The following is a 14975-nucleotide window of genomic DNA, read 5'->3' as shown; positions in this document are numbered from 1 at the left end:
GCGCAACCCATTTCAAGATTCAAGGAAATCCTTATGAAGAAGCTCCTTATGGCCGCCACGGCCGCAGCAGTCCTGATGGCTGGCACCCCTGCTTTCGCGGCCAGCACCGACAGCGACACGTTCGACATCAACGCGTCGGTCGCCAAGACCTGCACGATGGAAAACATCACCGACATTCAGCTCGGCACGGTCAACGTCAACACCAATGCCGGCAGCACCGCGTTGTTCATCAACGATAGCGCGCTCAGCTCAACCAGCCCCTTCTACGTGTCGTGCAACGACACCAACAGCATGACCATCTCGTCGGCCAATGCCGGTCGTCTGACCACCAGCACCCCGCTGACCGGCGCGGATGCAGGCTTCAAGAACACGATCAACTACTCGCTCGCCGCCGACAATTATCGCAATGGCGGTCTGCTGCAGCAGCCCGGTTTCCGTCGTTCGGCGCTGCTGGGTCTTATCCAGCTCAACAACGGCGCCTCGCGCGGCGCGCTGCACCGCCAGGTCAAGTTCGACGCGCTGGTCGATCCGCTGAACAACCTGGATGCCCGTCCAGTGGCCGGCACCTACAGCGACACCGTGACCATCACCGTCACCGCGAGCTGATCGCAGTATCTGCACAGGAAATCGGGGGAGCCCTTTCATGGCTTCCCCGATTTCCGCCGTTCATGATCGAGGGGGAAGAGGACGATGTTCCTCAAATGGGTGAAATTCGTTCTGCCGCTGCTTCTGTTGACAGGCATGGCGACCGGCGCGCAGGCTGCGCGGGTCACGCCGATGTCGGTGGATCTGGAGCCTCAGGGTACACGTTCCACGGCGCGGATCGAGGTCGCCAACAATGAAGACCGCCAGTTGCCGATGGAAGTGCGCATGTATCGCGGGGTCATCGGGGAGCGCGGCGAACTGACGCTGGAGCCCGCGGACGACCGTTTCATGGTCTTCCCGCCCCAGACGCTGATCGCGCCCAATGGCAAGCAGGTCTTCCGCATCCAATATCTGCCGGACGGTCCGCTGACGAAATCGGAAGTCTATTATGCGGCGGTCAGCCAGATTCCCGTCCAGCTTCCGGCCGAACAGTCGCGCATTCAGGTCGTGATGCGCTTCAACGTCCTCGTCAACGTCGTGCCCGACGGGACGGCGCCCGATCCGGTGGTGGCCCAGATCGCGCCGGTTTCCCGCGAGGTCGAGCTCGGTCCGGATGAAAAGGCGCCGCAGGACAAGGATGTCCGCAAGACCCGGACCGAAAATGGTCTGGAAGTGCGCATCGAGAACAAGGGCAATCGCTATTTCCCGGCAGGTCGGTCCGGCTGGGCCGTCAGCGGCACGGACAGCACTGGCAAGCCCTATAGCGCGGAATATAATGCCGCTCAGATGAGCGAAATGATCGGGATGGGAATCGTCGCGCCCGGTCAGGCCCGCATCTTTTTCATCCCGACTCCGGAAAAAATGGCGGCCGGAGCGACGGTGACGCTGAAGCGCTGATCCTTTGAACATGCCCGAGGGGGGCAGGGTGAGACATTTACTCTTCAGCGTCGCCACAGGCGCACTGGCCGCGTCGTCGACGGTCGCGCTGGCCCAGGTGGCCGGGCAGGGGACAGCCGGCGCGCAGCCTCCGGCCGCGCCCGGACCCGCGGCTCGCCCCGGCGACAAGGGGCTGCAGATGACCCTGCCCCTTTTGCGGCAGGGCAATGTCTATGGCGATGTCGCCGCGACGGTCTATGTGGACGGGACGATCCTCTTCGATCGCCAGTCTCTGCTGGAGCATGTCGCGCCCCTGCTGTCGGAGAGTGGGCGGACCAAATTCGCGGCGGTCCTGCCCGCCACGCCTTCGGTTTCGGTTGCCGATGTGGAGAAGGCGGGCGTCACCCTCATCTACGATTCTTCCGAATTGCAGGTCCGCGTCGACCGTATTGACGGGACCATGGTCGCCGCCCAGGCATTGGGGGAAGCCGTGCGCTTTTCCTTGCCCGCGACCACACTCGAACCGGAGAAATTCAGCGCCTATCTGAACATGATCGGGGACATGCGGGTCAGCGATTTCCGCGACTTCGAAAAGCCTGCCCTCATCCTGCAGGGGGCGATGCGCTATCGCGGTGTCGTGTTGGAATTCGACGGCGGCTATGATCAGGCGCTGACCGGCGGTGGCGGCTTCTACCGGCGTCAGGCGCGGCTGGTCTATGACGAATATGAAAAGCAGCGCCGCTGGAGCGCGGGCGACCTTCAGCTCAATGGCCTGTCAATCACCTCCGGAACGCTGCTTGGCGGCATTGCCGTCGAAAAGGGCAGGCGGACCTTCACCGGCAGCACGCCGCTCCTTCAGCTTGGCGGGCAGCAGGTTCTGCTCGACCGCGATTCCACGGTCGACGTGATCGTCGACGGCCAGCAGGTGGAGCGGTTCCAGCTCAATTCGGGCACGTACGACCTGTCCCGGCTTCAAGCCCAATATGGCGGCCGCAACGCTCAGCTCTACGTCACCGATGTCAGCGGGCGGCGGCAGATCACCTCCTTCGATTCCTATTTCAACCCGTCCGACCTGATCGCCGGGGAAAGCGAATATGGCGCGGCGGTGGGCTTCGTGCCGACCGACTTCCGGGCCCAGCCGATCTACGGCCACTCTCCCGCATTGTCGGCCTATTATCGCCGCGGTATCAGTAACCGGCTGCTGCTCGGCGGCGCGGTGCAGGCGGGCAACGATGTGCAACTGGGCGCCATAGAGGTCATTTCCACGCCGCGCTCCATTCCCGGACGGTTCGAATTTTCCAGCGCGATCAGCACCGGACGAGGAACCGGCTATTCGCTGCGCGGCGCCTATTCGCTGCAATTCGGCTACGGCATTCAGGGCAAGCAATTGTCGGTCAGCGCCGATTATCGCAGCCGGAATTTCTCGACCCTGTCCGACGCCATCGGTTTCGGCCGTTTCCGGACCTTCACGCTGACTGCCAATTACGGCCAGCAATTGAGCGATCGCACCAGTCTGGTCGTCGGCGGCAACTGGTTCGAGCGGGAGGGGCTGAGGGGGACCAGGCTCGCCTTCGTCGATGTCATGCACCGGGCATCACGCTTCCGCCTCACCGGGGGGGGGGAATATGGCAAGGACGTGTTCGGGCGCAGCTTCGGCGCGCGCATCGCGCTGGTCGTGCCCTTCGGCCAGAAGACCCGCGCGGAGGCAGGCTATAACAGCCGCCGCGACGATGCCCGCCTCACCCTGACGCGCAGCTATGACGATAGGGTCGGCTCCTTCGGTTACGACATCGCCGCGCGCAATTCCGACGGCATGGCCTCGATCGACGGATCGGCCACCTATATCGGCAACCGCTTTTATTCGCGCTTCACCACCATCTCTTCGGGCAATGGTTTCTCGCGGATCGACGACCGACAGGACAGCCGCCTGCAGATCGGCACGTCGATCGCCGTGGCGGGGAACAGCGTCGCCATCGGCCGGCCGATTTCCGACAGCTTCCTTGTTGCCAAAGCCCATGAGGCGCTCAAGGACAAGCAGGTCGTGGTGGGACAGTCGGTGGACGACGGCAAGGTGGAGGCGCAAAGCGGCATCTGGGGTCCGGCGCTGGACGGGCGGCTCAATAGCTATAACCGACAGAGCATCCAATATGATCTGAAGAACGGGACGGACGGCTACGACATCGGCACGGGCGTGCATACCGTCAATCCGCCCTATAAGAGCGGCTATAAACTCGTCGTCGGCAGCGATGCGAACATCAGCGCCTATGGCTTCCTCTATTATGAGGGCGAGAAGGTCAGCCTGCTGGGCGGCACCATTTCGGCGGTGGACGATCCAGTCTTCGTGTCGCAACCCTTCTTCACCAACTCCGCGGGCCGTTTCGCGACGCAGGGGCTTCGTCCCGGCAAGAGCTATCGGGTGGAGCTGCGCAACCCGGATATGCAGTTCATGATTCACGTGCCCGCCGATACGAAATCCTTGCTACAACTGGGCGATGTGACCGCCCGCCCGGCCACCGGGACACAGGAGTGACTATGATGCGCCGATTTTGCCGCTACCTGGGTTTCGCGTCGCTCATCGTGCCGGGCCATGCACTGGCGGAATGCCGGCCCTCCTTCGTCGACGGCCCCCGCGAGGTGCGCCTTGCCGCCGGGGACAGCATGGACCAGCGGCAGTTGACCGAGCCCTTCCGGATCATGGTGCGCAATGACGGCGACAGCGAATGCCGCCTACGGCTGCGCGTGACGCGGGATCTGGGCGCGTCCGACGCCTCCTTCCCCAATTATATGCTGAACGGCCCCGGCGGGAATATTTCCGTGACCTCCGCTTCTCCAGCGGATGTATCGAGCGGCGGCGGCGTGGTCATCCTGCAACCGCATGGGCGGACGTCGGTCGGCTATACCGTCAACGTGCCGGTGAACTGGGGGATGCGGAGCGGCGATTATCGCCAGCAACTGGTCTTCGCCCTGTCCGAAGACAGCAGCAACGCCCCATTGGACGAGGTGCAACTCCGCCTGAAGCTGGAAATTCCGGCGACCGCCCGCATCCGCTTCGCTGGCGTCGGTGGGGAAGGGGGAGCTGCCCGGATCGACCTGGGCGAGCTGTCCACCACCATGCGGACAGTGTCGCAACCCTTCGCGGTGCGCGTGCTCAGCACATCGGGCTATCAGCTACGCTTTACGTCCCAATATGGCGGCATGCTCCGCCGCATCGACGGTCCGGACGTCATTCCTTACCGGCTGTTCGTGGATGGCCGCGCCTTCAACATGGCGACGGGCGATCAGATCAACGTCGGTGAACACACCGGATCGCTGGGCGACGTCCACGGCATTTCCATCACCGTCGATCCCGATCCGACCTGGCATGCGGGCAAATATACCGATCGGGTGACGGTGGCCGTCACGCCGATCTGATCCTGGCCTTGTATGGGGTCAGAAATAAGTGATGGTGAGGTTGATCGCCAGCGGCGCCTGAAGCGCGCTATATTGCACGCCAATGGGCCGCATGCCGAATTTGGCGCCGACGCGATTGGCCACCGGCGTCCAGCCCGACGCATTGAGCTGACGCGAATAGCCGGCATAGCTGAACCGCACCTGCTCGCTGGGCGCAAGCTCGCGATAGGAGGCGACGACCTGAAATCCGTCCGCGCTGTTGCAAAGCTCCATCACGCTTCCGGATTGGAAACCCGATCCTTCGCTCAGTTGCACGGGATCGCTGTCGATTTCGCAATAGGCCGGAACCACGGCCCTGACGGCAAAGGAGCCCTTGGCGGTTTCGGAAGCCATGGCCGGGCTCACCAGCAGCGCGGCCGATGAAAGGATGTTGGATGCAGCACATAGTCGAACGAATGTCATCTTCGGCCCCTTCTGTTGCCGTTCGTCTATCACCGCTGAATTAAAGAAAGCTTGATGCTTTATCCTTAACATTCCACGCATTGGGCCGGAATGAAGGATGGGAGAGGAACCGGCTGAACGAAGGAGGGGAAGAGTTTGGAGACGTTCCCGTTCCTGCGTTCAGCCGAGCGAAAAGCGGGGAAGTATCCGGATTCCGCGAGTCCAATGTATCACTTCGTTTCCCGTGATTCATCCGCCAAAAACATGAACCAGCCGTTACCGCGCATTCAAGCGGCGGGACGGCGGAAAATTCGGTTCGTCCCAAGCGGGCAACGACAGTTCGCAAAATGCCCGCGGCATATTGTCAATCATATTGATAGAGAATAAGAAGTCGGCAGGAGGTCCCGCCATGCTTCCATATGCTACCGAACTTGCTCATTCCGCGACGATCCTGACCGTGCCCGGCCTGATGAACAGCGGACCCGGCCATTGGCAGACCATCTGGGAATCGGAACTTCCCAACTGCCATCGCGCCGAACTGGGCAGTTGGGACGCGCCGCACCGCAATAGCTGGATCAGTAATCTCAGCCATGCGATCAGCCGGATCGACGGACCGGTCATCCTTGCGGCGCACAGCCTGGGCTGCCACGCTGTCGCCTGGTGGGCCGCGTTCGAATGCAGCGAATGGAGCGACAAGATCGCGGGCGCCCTGCTGGTCGCGCCGCCCGAGCTCGAATCAGGGGTCGTCGACCCCCGCCTGCGCGGTTTCGCTCCCACGCCCAAGGCTTTGCTGCCTTTCCCCTCGATCGTCGTGGCCAGCCGCAGCGATCCCTATATCTCGATCTGTCGGGCAAAGCGGTTGGCGCAATTTTGGGGCAGCCGGTTCGCGGATGCGGGCGAAGTGGGCCATATCAATGCCGACTCCGGCCTTGGCGATTGGACGTTCGGCCGTTTCCTGCTGTCCCGGCTGGGTCAGCCTGTGGAGCAGGAGATCGACGGCCGCCAGAACGCCAGCGAACGGGAACGCAGCGCCGAGGCGACCCTGCTCTACGGGGTCTGAAACCAGCGAGGGCCAACCCGCATTCCATCTGTGGCGGGCATGGTGCTGCCCAGAAAGCTTTCATATCGAACTGATTTCGGCGCAGTCGAGGCTCTTGGCTCGACTGCGCCGAAAATCCATTCGACATGATGGGCGTCGCGGCTTTCGGCAAGCATGCCATCCGGACGGGCCGTGGCCGCGTCACGGCGAAATGAGGGTTAAAATGGCATTATTGATTGTTAAAAAAGGAAAATATCCGCAGTTGGAACGTAACGGCTGAAGCGATCCAAGAGGTAGGTAATAGTGGCGCACATCCTGGTTGCCGATGATGACGATCTGCTGGGCGAGCTGGTTCGGTTCAAATTGGAGGCGGCAGGCCATGATGTGACGATCCGGCAGGATGGAGCGTCCGCGCTGGAGGCGGCGCGCCAGGGCGATGTCGATCTGCTGGTGCTCGACGCGATGATGCCGGTCATGTCCGGCGCGGATGTGTTGCGCGCCGTGACGCAGGAACTGCCGGAGATTCCGGTGGTGATGCTGACCTCCCGCAAGGCGCAGGCGGATGTCATGGCGGCGTTGACCTCCGGCGCGCGCGATTATCTGACCAAGCCCTTCATTCCCGACGAGCTGGTGGTGCGGGTCAATGCGATCCTCAAATCGGCCCGGATGGCGCGGTGAGGACGCTGTCCGCTTGTGTCATGGCCTGCATGACGCTGGCTGTTCCGGCACAGGCTGCGCCCACCGCTTCCCGCGACGCGCAGATCGCCGCCGCCCGCGCCGCTTTGGCACGCAAGGATGAAGCGGAGGCCATTGCCCTGCTGGACCGGGCCAATGCCGATTTCCCCGACGATCCTGAGATTTTGCGCCTGCTGGGCAGCGCCCATGGCTTTGCCGGGCACTATCCCCAGGCTATCGCGACGCTGCGCCGGGCGCAGGAACTGGCGCCCGCAGATAATGACATCGCCGCCGCCCTGGCCCGCGCCTATCTCTGGTCGGGCGACCGCGCCGCCGCCGAGCGCGAAGTCGTGGCGATCGAGCAGCGTTCGCCCGGCGATGCGGAGGTTGCCGCGATCCGCCGTCAGCTTCTGACCGAAACATCCGCCGCTCCGCTTCAGCGCTTCGGTCTGGCCGTGGCGCAGGGCTTTTCCCATGTTTCCTTCGACAACCGGCCGAGCCGGACCTGGTCGACGACGACGCTGGCCGCTTATGGCCGCGTGGCGCAGGGCACGGTGCTGGCGCTCGCCGCCGAGCGGGAGGATCGCCAGAGCTTCACTGATACCCGTATCGAGGGGCGCATCGACCAGCGCATCGGCCCGCATATCCGCGCCTATGCCGCGCTGGCCGTGACGCCCCACGCCGATTTCCGCGAAAAATGGAGCGCCAGCGGCGGGATCGAGGCGGATGTCACATCCTATGCGACCCTGCTTGGCGACCTGCGCCATGCCGAATATCGGGACGTGTCGGTGACGACCTTCCTGCCGGGCGTCCGCCTGACCGCGGCTCGGCTGGGCGTCAGCGCCACGGTGCGGATGATCAACCTGTGGGATGAACAGGGCACGCCCCGCGCCGGGGTGTCCGGGCGGCTGGACGCCACGTTGAACCATGGCGCGACCCTTTATGCCGGGGCCGCGACCTATCCGGATACCGAAGCGGGCATCACCCGGCAGGTCCATTCGCTCTTCCTGGGCGGCACCGTGCCGCTGGCCGAACGGATCACGCTGCGCGCCGGGCTGGATTATGACCGCCGCCGGGCGACCTATACGCGCAAGGGCGGGTCGCTCGGCCTTCAGATCGGCTTCTGACCGTGATGCAGATGCCGATCCCCGACCATGTCGCGCAGATCGCCATTTTCATCTCTTTCTACGGCGCGCTGGGCATGGCGGCGCTGCTGCTGTTCCTGGTGATCCGCCGCGACCGGGCGGAGCGGGCGGATGCGCAAGCGGCGGCGATGATCAAGGCGCTGATCCGTGAGATCATGGGCGGTGGCATGGAGGGCGGGGACGGCGAGGATGCGCTGTCCGGCCCCGCCTTCCGCAAGGCCCGGACCGCCGACAAGCTGGCGGCGATCGGCCGCATGATCCAGCTTCTGCGCGGCGAGGAGCGGGAGAGGCTGATCGCGCTGGTCGACCGCCACGGCCTGCTCAAGGATGCGTTGCGCAAGACGCAAAGTTCCCGCCGCCGGGCGCAGGTGGACGCGATGCGCATATTGGGCAGCATCGGCGGCGAACATGCGGTCGACGCGCTGCTGTCGGCGCTGCATGAGGATCCGCATATCGACACCAGGCTGGAGGCGGCGTCCTTGCTGGCGCAACTTGATGCGCTGCCCGCGCCGGAACGGCTGATCGAAGATCTTTCGCTCTATGAAACGCGGATCACGCCTTTGCACCGCAGCCTGTTCCGCCTGATCGCGGTCAGCCATCCGGCCGAGCTGATGGCGCTTGGCCGGTCGAACCAGTTGCCGCCTGCCGTCCGCGCGCTGGTGATCGATGCGTTGGGGTGGACGGAGGACTTCGCCGCCCTGCCGCTGCTGGCGGCGGCGGCGGGCGACCCGCATCCTCCGGTGCGCCTTGCCGCGCTCGATTCTGCGACCCGGCTCGGCCATCCGGGCAGCGCCGGGTGGATCATCAGGATGCTGGAAGACCCCGAACATCCGGTGCGCTCCCGCGCCATTCGCGCCTGCCAGATCATGCGGCTGACCGCCGCCCTGCCTCTGCTGTCGGCCCTGCGCAACGACCCTTCGCCCTGGGTCCGCCTGCGCGCGCAACAGGCGGTGCAGATGTTGCAGGTGGCGGCATGATGGCGCGCATCCTCTCGACGGCGGCCGATATTGGCGTTGGCACGCTGGTCGTCATCGGCCTGCTCTGTTTCCTTGTCGTCAGCATCCGCAATCTGGTGTCGACCGTCCAGTTGCTGCTCGCCGCGGGGGTCTTCGTCACCCGGATCAAGCCGGCCAGCCGGTCCTATGACCTTTGGACCCGCTACGCCGACCTTGCCCTGCCGGTCTCGGTGATCGCCCCCTGCTTCAACGAGGAGTTGTCGATAGCCGACAGCGTCCGGGCCTTGCTGGCGCTGGAATATCCCGATCATGAGGTGATCCTGGTCAATGACGGTTCCAGCGATCGCACGCTGGAGGTGCTGATCCGCGAATTCGCCCTGCGCCCGATCGAACGGGAGCAACTGGCCGAATTGCAGAAGACGAAGATATTGGGCGTCTACGGTTCGGCGCGCTATCCGAACCTGATCCTGATCGACAAGCAGAATGGGCGAAAGGCCGATGCCGTCAATGCGGGCCTCGGCTTCGCCGCCGCGCCCCTGGTGTGCGTGATCGATGCGGATTCGATCATAGAACCGGACGGCCTGCTGCGCGCGGCGGAACCCTTCATGGCCGATGACGGGTCGTTGATGGCGGTGGGCGGCGCGATCCGCATCGTCAACGGATCGGTGGTCGCGGGCGGCGATGTGCGCCAAATCCGCCTGCCGGGCAAATGGCTGCCCCGATACCAGATATTGGAATATCTGCGTGCTTTCCTGACGGCGCGCATCGCCAATGCGCGGCTGGACATGCTGATGCTGATATCCGGCGCCTTCGGCATGTTCCGCCGGGCCACGCTGGTCGAGATTGGCGGCTATCGCCATGATACGGTGGGCGAGGATCTGGAGGTCGTGACCCGCATCCACCGCCGCATGCGAGAGGAGAAAAAGCCCTATCGCATCGACTTCGTGCCGGAAATCGTCTGTTGGACCGACGCGCCGGAAAGCTGGAAGGGGCTGCGTAACCAACGCGCGCGGTGGGAGCAGGGCGCGCTGGAAACCATCGTCGAACATCGGCGGATGCTGGCCAATCCGCGCTATGGCCGGATCGGCCTCATCAGCATGCCGCTGATCGTGATCGAGGATGTGCTGGGCCCACCCTGTGAGTTGTTCGGCTATCTCCTGATTCCGCTGCTCTGGCTGATGGGAGTGACATCCGGGACGGTGGTGTTCGCCTTTTTCTCGCTGACGGTGCTGTTCGGCACGGCCCTTAGCCTCGGCACGCTGGCGCTGGAGGAGGTGCAATTGCGCCGCACGCCGCGAGCGCGGGATTTGGCCATGATCGGAGTCGCCGCCGTGGTGGAGAATCTGGGCTATCGTCAGGCCAATCTGGCGTTCCGGCTTCATGGCATGTGGCGGTTCTTCCGCAAGGACAACCGCTGGGCCGCCGCCGGTCGTTCGGCCTTCGTGCGCCAGTGAAAGCGGCTCTGTTCCTGCTGGTGACGGCCGCTGCCCCTCCCGCCCCGATCTGGAAAGGACCTGCCATGACGAACTGGCGCGAGGTGGAGCGACTGACCCTGTCCGGCACGATCGAGGCGGGCGTGTTTCGTCCCGCTGCGCTGGCGCCGGAACGCGCGGATGCGCCGCCTCTGCCGCTGCTGGTGCCGATCGGCGCGAATATCCTGCCGCTGGCGGATGTCCGGCCTTTCGGAACCGAGGAGCGGGTGAGGGTGGAACGCGACGGGAATGGCCTGCGCATCCGCTGCCAGGCCGGACCCGCGCCTGCCGGTGCCGTGCTTCATTGGCCGGATCGGCGCCTGCCCCGCGCCTATCGGGGGTTTTGGCGGCTGGAAGGGCGCGCCGACGCCGCTATCGGTGTCAGCGCCCTGCCGCTCGGGCGGGACGCGCCAGCCATTCCGGCTGCGCACTGGACGGATAGGCCCGCCATCATCCCCTTCACGGATCGGCAGGAGGAGCAGATGCTTGTCCTGACCTGTCCCGACAGGGACGTCTCAGCCCAGCTTGACGCGGTGACATTGACGCCTGCCGGAGCGGGCCCGAACGGGCGGGGGACATGGATTTGGCGCGAACAGGATTGGCGTGCCGATCCGATCGGCTTCTCCCGCCGCGCTGCTGCGGCGGGCTGGACCGAACTCGCCATTCAGGCGCCCGCCAAGCCGGATTCCGCGCTGGCCCGGCTTGCGGCGGCGCTGACGGAGCGCGGCATCGGCTTTCGTCTGCTCGATGGCGATCCCGGCATGGCAACGGCTGAAGGGCGTGCGGAAGCCGTCCGCCGTTTCGCTCATCTGCGCCGCTGGTGCGACGATCATCTCGCGACCCGGCCGCTGCTTGAACTCGACATCGAACCCTATGCGCTGCCGGGCTTCGCGAGCGATCCGGCAGGCTGGCAAGGCTGGGCGGAAAGCGTACAGGCGGTCGCCCAGGCCTGGGGCGGGGCGGTGGCCGTCGACCTGCCCTGGTGGATGCGCCGCTCGCCCGAAGGGGCGGCCGCCCTCGAAACCGCCCTCGCCTCGATCCACGAAATCATCGTCATGGCCTATCGCACCGATCCTCAATTGATCCTGGATGCCGCCGAAAGCTGGCTTGGGGAAGCAGGCCCGCCCGTGCGGATCGCCATCGAAACCGGCCCCGTGGGGCAGGAAGCAACTCGGCTCTACCGCCGCGCGCCGAGCGGCACATTGAAGCTCAGCGATGTTGGGGCGGAATTGCTCGCTACGTCCGAAGCCTCCGGCCCATCCGGCGCCACTTTCGCCCTGGTGCGCGAGAATAGAACCGACCCCACGCGCATCAGCTTCCATGGCGCGCCGTCCCGAGCCGCCGAAACCGAACGCGCGCTCATGCCGTTGCTGTCGGGCTGGCCCGGTTTTGCAGGCTTTCGCGTCCATGGCTGGGAGGTGTCGGCCCATGGCTGACCCAAGCTCACCCGGCTGGATGAAGGAGATGCTGGCGCTCCAGTCGGCGGTGACCGAAGCCTATGCCGATTTCCAGCAGATCATCGATGAGGTGGTGGCGCGCGCTCTGCGCATCATTCCGCTGGCGACGGGCGCGATTGTCGAGATGCGCGATGGCGAGGAGGTGGTCTATCGCGCCGTCAGCGGCACATCGATCAAGCAGATCGGCCTGCGCCTGGCGCTGAGCGGCAGCCTCTCGGGCACCTGCATCGCGACGGGCGAAACCCAGTTCTGCCACGACAGCGAAACCGATCCCCGCGTTGACCGCGACGCCTGCCGCAAAGTCGGCGTCCGATCGATGATGCTGGTTCCCTTGCCCTATCATGGCCAGACCGTGGGCGTGCTCAAGGTCTATTCCGATCGGATGGCGGCCTTCACCCGCGCCGATCTGGACGTTGTCCGCCTGATGGCGGGGCCGATCATCACGGGCTTCGCCAATGCCGCGCATTCGGACGCGGCCCGCCGTTTCGCCGCGACCTTCGAACAGGCCGCCGTCGGCCTTGCCCATTGCTCACCGGAAGGGCGCTTCCTGCTGGTCAACGACCGTTTCTGCGAGATTGCAGGCTATAGCCGGGAGGAATTGGCCGGCCTCGACTACCGGCAGATCACCCATCCCGCCGATTATGAGATCGATGCCCGTCTGGCAGGCCGCCTGCTGCTGGGGGAGATCAGCGATTTCGCTTATGAAAAGCGCTATGTCCGCAAGGATGGCGGGGTGGTGTGGATCAACCTCACCGTCTCGCTGGTGCGCGATGCGGTAGGCGCGCCGGATTTCTTCGTCTCCGTGGTGGAGGATATTTCCGCCCGGCATTCGGCGGAAATGGCGAGCGCCGCCAAGACCGGCTTCCTCGCCAATATGAGCCATGAGATCCGCACGCCGATGAACGGCATATTGGGCTTTGCCGACCTGTTGCTGGGCGCAGGCCTGCCGCCCGAACAGCATCATCAGGTCAAGATGATCGCTGATTCCGGCCGGGCGATGATGCGCCTGCTGAACGACATATTGGACCTGTCGAAGGTCGAGGCCGGGCAGATGGAAATCGCCCGCGAACCCTTCGACCTGATCCATGCGCTGGACGCCTGCCTCAATCTTGTACGGGCCAGCGCGGGGCAGAAGGGCGTGGAACTGATCCGCGACATTGCCGACGATCTGCCGCGAATGATGCTGGGCGACGGGCTGCGGCTGCGCCAGGTGGTGCTCAACCTGCTGGGCAATGCGGTCAAGTTCACTGCCGAGGGGTATGTCGCGCTGCGCGTGCATCTTGATGGAGCGGATCGGCTGGCGATCACGGTCGAGGATAGCGGACCCGGCATCGCGCCCGAACGGCAGGCCGCCATTTTCGAAAAATTCGTGCAGGCGGATGTCGGCACCGCCGCCCGGTTCGGCGGCAGCGGCCTTGGCCTGTCGATCAGCGCCCAACTGGTGACGCTGATGAATGGCGAGCTTTCGCTGGACAGCACAGTGGGGCAGGGGAGCCGCTTCACCCTGCATTTGCCCTTCGAACAGGCCGATGCGGCGGCGCTTTCCTCCATCGCCTTGCCGCCCGCCGGGACGGCGGTTCATCTTGCCGACCTGCAGGTGCTGGTGGCGGAGGATCACGACGTCAATCAGGAGTTGGTCCGGGCGATGCTGGAACGGATCGGTTGCACCGCAACGATCGTGCCCAATGGCGCGCAGGCGCTCGCTGCCGTGCTGCGCGCCAGGGAGGAGGGCGCGCCCTATGACATCCTGCTCATGGATATGCAGATGCCGGTGATGGATGGGCTGGACGCGGCGCGGGCCATTCGCGGTCAGGGCGTCACGGCCCATGAACTGCCGATCCTGGCGCTGACCGCCAATGCCTTTGGCGAGGATGTGCACGCCTCGTTGGCCGCGGGGATGCAGGCGCATCTGGTCAAGCCGCTCCGCTTGGCCGATCTGCAACAGGCGCTCGCGACATGGCTGCCCGCCAAGGCGATTGAGGAGGCGCCCGAAGCCTTCGACCCGGTGACGCAGCAACTGAGCGAGCGCTTCCATGAGAAGACGGCGCTGTGGTCGGCCCTGCTCACGCGCCTGCTGGATGACCCGGCCCCGGCGGGCGAGGCGCTGGAAGAAGCACAGGGTGAATTGCACAAGATTGCGGGCACGGCGGCGATGTTCGGCCAGGCGACGCTGGGCAGCGCCGCGGAGGCGGCCGAACAGGCGCTGAGAGAAAGGGGACAGATGGACGCGACGGTCGCTGGCAGGATAAGGACCGTGATCGGATTATGTGGAGGTGGTTGAGCGGAGGCTTTGGGGTGGATAGGGGATGGTCTGTTTCGCGCTGCCTTCCTTGCAGTGCATCGTGCTCCTGCGAAGGCAGGAGCCCAGTCCCGCCGTTCGTGGATCGTCGCACCGTAGGAACTGGGTTCCTGCCTTCGCAGGAACACGTGCCTCTCAATGGCTGGAACTGGCCAATCCCAGCCTCTGGAACGATTAAAACTTGACCTTCACCCCCAACCGAACAGTCCGAGGCTCCACAACCCGGCTCAACCTTCCTTCCTGCGGGCCGGCGGTGTCGAAGGCGGGAATATAGGACTCGTAAAAATAAGCGATGTCCTTGTCCCGGCTGTCGAGGACATTCAGTAGCTCCCCATAAAGCTCGATCCGCTTGCCCTTCCACGCGCCGCGGGCGTTGACGACAGTGCTCCCCTTGTCCCGCGCGCTATTGTCCTCGATCAGCGGATAAGGCCCCAGATGCCGGACGCGCAAACTGGTCTCCCAACGTCCCAGCACGACCGCCACACCTGCGGAAGCCGCATTTTCGAAGGCATTGGGAATCCGGTCTCCATTGTCGTAGCGCGAATGGCTGGCGGTATAATTGCCGTCCAGCGCCAGCCAGGACAGCGGCCGCCAGAAGGCGACGATCTCATAACCATGCCGCCTGCTGGCGCCGGTCGGT

The 14975-nt window shown here is 64.7% G+C and carries 13 protein-coding genes (1 of these 13 only partly in view); 11 read left to right on the top strand and 2 right to left on the bottom strand.

Annotated features, from left to right (window positions below; genetic code table 11):
• Window positions 1–33: 33 nt before the first annotated feature.
• The 4 genes from K426_RS22650 to K426_RS22635 all read left to right on the top strand — a co-directional run bounded on the left by K426_RS22650 (window position 34) and on the right by K426_RS22635 (window position 4872).
• Window positions 34–606, top strand: a complete 573-nt coding sequence (locus K426_RS22650) for a spore coat protein U domain-containing protein (protein ID WP_066562617.1) — start codon at window positions 34–36, stop codon at window positions 604–606.
• 84 nt (window positions 607–690) lie between these two features.
• Window positions 691–1482 carry a fimbrial biogenesis chaperone gene (locus K426_RS22645; protein WP_066562615.1) on the top strand — a complete coding sequence of 264 codons (792 nt, stop codon included), beginning with the start codon at window positions 691–693 and terminating at the stop codon, window positions 1480–1482.
• A 28-nt stretch (window positions 1483–1510) separates the two neighbouring features.
• On the top strand, window positions 1511–3991 hold the full coding sequence (locus K426_RS22640) for a hypothetical protein (RefSeq protein ID WP_145907614.1): 2481 nt from the start codon (window positions 1511–1513) through the stop codon (window positions 3989–3991).
• 2 nt (window positions 3992–3993) lie between these two features.
• Window positions 3994–4872, top strand: a complete 879-nt coding sequence (locus K426_RS22635; RefSeq protein ID WP_145907611.1) for a hypothetical protein — start codon at window positions 3994–3996, stop codon at window positions 4870–4872.
• Between the two features lie 18 nt (window positions 4873–4890).
• Here K426_RS22635 and K426_RS22630 read toward each other — a convergent pair whose 3' ends face one another.
• The gene (locus K426_RS22630; protein ID WP_145907607.1) at window positions 4891–5313 is read right to left on the bottom strand and encodes a hypothetical protein; all 423 of its coding nucleotides are present in this window, start codon (window positions 5311–5313) and stop codon (window positions 4891–4893) included.
• A 388-nt stretch (window positions 5314–5701) separates the two neighbouring features.
• Between K426_RS22630 and K426_RS22625 the strand changes: the two genes are divergently transcribed.
• From K426_RS22625 to K426_RS22595, 7 genes are all read left to right on the top strand, one after another.
• Window positions 5702–6352 carry an RBBP9/YdeN family alpha/beta hydrolase gene (locus K426_RS22625; protein ID WP_066562603.1) on the top strand — a complete coding sequence of 217 codons (651 nt, stop codon included), beginning with the start codon at window positions 5702–5704 and terminating at the stop codon, window positions 6350–6352.
• 282 nt (window positions 6353–6634) lie between these two features.
• The gene (locus K426_RS22620; protein WP_066562602.1) at window positions 6635–7009 is read left to right on the top strand and encodes a response regulator transcription factor; all 375 of its coding nucleotides are present in this window, start codon (window positions 6635–6637) and stop codon (window positions 7007–7009) included.
• Window positions 7006–8133 carry a YaiO family outer membrane beta-barrel protein gene (locus K426_RS22615; protein ID WP_145907604.1) on the top strand — a complete coding sequence of 376 codons (1128 nt, stop codon included), beginning with the start codon at window positions 7006–7008 and terminating at the stop codon, window positions 8131–8133. Before K426_RS22620 ends, K426_RS22615 begins: the two co-directional genes overlap by 4 nt.
• A 5-nt stretch (window positions 8134–8138) precedes the next feature.
• A complete protein-coding gene (locus K426_RS22610; RefSeq protein ID WP_066562599.1) occupies window positions 8139–9128 on the top strand; it encodes a HEAT repeat domain-containing protein in 990 nt (329 codons plus the stop codon).
• Window positions 9125–10561, top strand: a complete 1437-nt coding sequence (locus tag K426_RS22605) for a glycosyltransferase family 2 protein (protein ID WP_237230153.1) — start codon at window positions 9125–9127, stop codon at window positions 10559–10561. The genes K426_RS22610 and K426_RS22605 overlap by 4 nt, the downstream gene beginning before the upstream one ends.
• A 65-nt stretch (window positions 10562–10626) precedes the next feature.
• Window positions 10627–12015 (top strand): hypothetical protein, encoded by a 1389-nt coding sequence (locus tag K426_RS31870; protein WP_158511769.1) that lies wholly within the window; start codon window positions 10627–10629, stop codon window positions 12013–12015.
• The gene (locus K426_RS22595; RefSeq protein ID WP_158511768.1) at window positions 12008–14317 is read left to right on the top strand and encodes an ATP-binding protein; all 2310 of its coding nucleotides are present in this window, start codon (window positions 12008–12010) and stop codon (window positions 14315–14317) included. Before K426_RS31870 ends, K426_RS22595 begins: the two co-directional genes overlap by 8 nt.
• 192 nt (window positions 14318–14509) lie before the next feature.
• Here K426_RS22595 and K426_RS22590 read toward each other — a convergent pair whose 3' ends face one another.
• Window positions 14510–14975: the 3' end of a TonB-dependent receptor gene (locus tag K426_RS22590; protein ID WP_066562590.1), read on the bottom strand. 1523 nt of this gene lie beyond the right edge of the window; 466 of the gene's 1989 nt are visible here — the last part of the coding sequence; its start codon lies beyond the right edge, outside the window — the gene reads right to left on this strand; its stop codon occupies window positions 14510–14512.

This window comes from Sphingobium sp. TKS (genome assembly GCF_001563265.1).
Classification (GTDB): domain Bacteria; phylum Pseudomonadota; class Alphaproteobacteria; order Sphingomonadales; family Sphingomonadaceae; genus Sphingobium.
The sequence above is the reverse complement of the archived record's forward strand: the minus strand, read 5'-3'. Positions and strand labels throughout refer to the sequence as shown.

Excerpts from the sequence above, each read along its gene's own strand:
- K426_RS22650 (WP_066562617.1), top strand. The coding sequence starts at position 34 with ATGAAGAAGCTCCTTATGGCCGCCACGGCCGCAGCAGTCCTGATGGCT.
- K426_RS22645 (WP_066562615.1), top strand. The coding sequence starts at position 691 with ATGTTCCTCAAATGGGTGAAATTCGTTCTGCCGCTGCTTCTGTTGACA.
- K426_RS22635 (WP_145907611.1), top strand. The coding sequence starts at position 3,994 with ATGATGCGCCGATTTTGCCGCTACCTGGGTTTCGCGTCGCTCATCGTG.
- K426_RS22630 (WP_145907607.1), bottom strand. The coding sequence starts at position 5,313 with ATGACATTCGTTCGACTATGTGCTGCATCCAACATCCTTTCATCGGCC.
- K426_RS22625 (WP_066562603.1), top strand. The coding sequence starts at position 5,702 with ATGCTTCCATATGCTACCGAACTTGCTCATTCCGCGACGATCCTGACC.
- K426_RS22610 (WP_066562599.1), top strand. The coding sequence starts at position 8,139 with ATGCAGATGCCGATCCCCGACCATGTCGCGCAGATCGCCATTTTCATC.
- K426_RS22605 (WP_237230153.1), top strand. The coding sequence starts at position 9,125 with ATGATGGCGCGCATCCTCTCGACGGCGGCCGATATTGGCGTTGGCACG.
- K426_RS31870 (WP_158511769.1), top strand. The coding sequence starts at position 10,627 with ATGACGAACTGGCGCGAGGTGGAGCGACTGACCCTGTCCGGCACGATC.
- K426_RS22595 (WP_158511768.1), top strand. The coding sequence starts at position 12,008 with ATGGCTGACCCAAGCTCACCCGGCTGGATGAAGGAGATGCTGGCGCTC.